General features: G+C 38.3%; 1 pseudogene. It reads right to left on the bottom strand.

The window, feature by feature from the left end:
- Positions 1-917, bottom strand: a pseudogene (locus tag HT729_RS11380) (IS630 family transposase); the annotation flags it as partial.
- Positions 918-946 lie beyond the last annotated feature (29 nt).

The following is a 946-nucleotide window of genomic DNA, read 5'->3' as shown; positions in this document are numbered from 1 at the left end:
TGAAACCTCGTTTTCGAATTTCTTTCCAGACTTGTTCAATAGGGTTCATTTCTGGTGTATAAGGTGGGATAAAAGCCAACTCAATATTACTTGGAATCTCTAAGGTACTTGATTTATGCCATATAGCATTATCCATGACAAGTAAAATATAGTCATCTGGATAAGCTTGTGAGACTTGCCGTAGAAATTCATTGATCCACTCAGTATTGCATCCTCCAGCAATGAGGAAAAAGGAATCTCCTGTCTGAGCATCTACTGCCCCATAACAATAGCGATATTCTCGCATATAATGACTAGGAATGCTAGGTCGGATTCCTTGAGGAGCCCAACAAGAACTCATCTTACTGATTCTTCCGAAACCAGCTTCATCTTGGTACATCAAACGTACTTTGTTATAAGTCCCCTCTTCTTTAAAGCGCTTACTCAAGGTCTCGAATGTAGATTTTATTTTTAGACGTCTCAATTGTCTGAGCGTCTGCCTTCTTGGGATGCTCAGGTCGAGGAGTGACCGTTCGCCAACCATGTCGTTTCAGGAGATAATAGAAACCATCACGTGTGGAAGTGCGACCAATCTCTTTTTGATAGGCTTCAAATAACTGATTGACAGTTACAAATTCCCCAGCCTGAGCAGCTTCTATATGACGTTTTAGAAATGCTTGTTCTTCTTCGTAAGTCATATATTCTCTATGACGTCCACCACGGGTCTCTTGAAGAAGCGCTTCTAAACCAAACTCCTTATATTTTTTCAAATTCCTCCAAACAGTTGTTTTATTGCAATCTAGCAGATCCATGATTTCCTTATAACTCTTTTCTTTTGAGCGAAAATAAATAATCTGTAGACGTTTGTGATATTTGGCGTACGATGAATCTCTTAGGAGTTGTTCAATTTTTTGTGTTTCTTCGTTTGTAAGTTTCATAACTACTATTATAAGATGTTTTTTGATTT

Source organism: Streptococcus sp. 79 (genome assembly GCF_013277425.1).
Lineage (GTDB): Bacteria > Bacillota > Bacilli > Lactobacillales > Streptococcaceae > Streptococcus > Streptococcus pseudopneumoniae.
The sequence above is the reverse complement of the archived record's forward strand: the minus strand, read 5'-3'. Positions and strand labels throughout refer to the sequence as shown.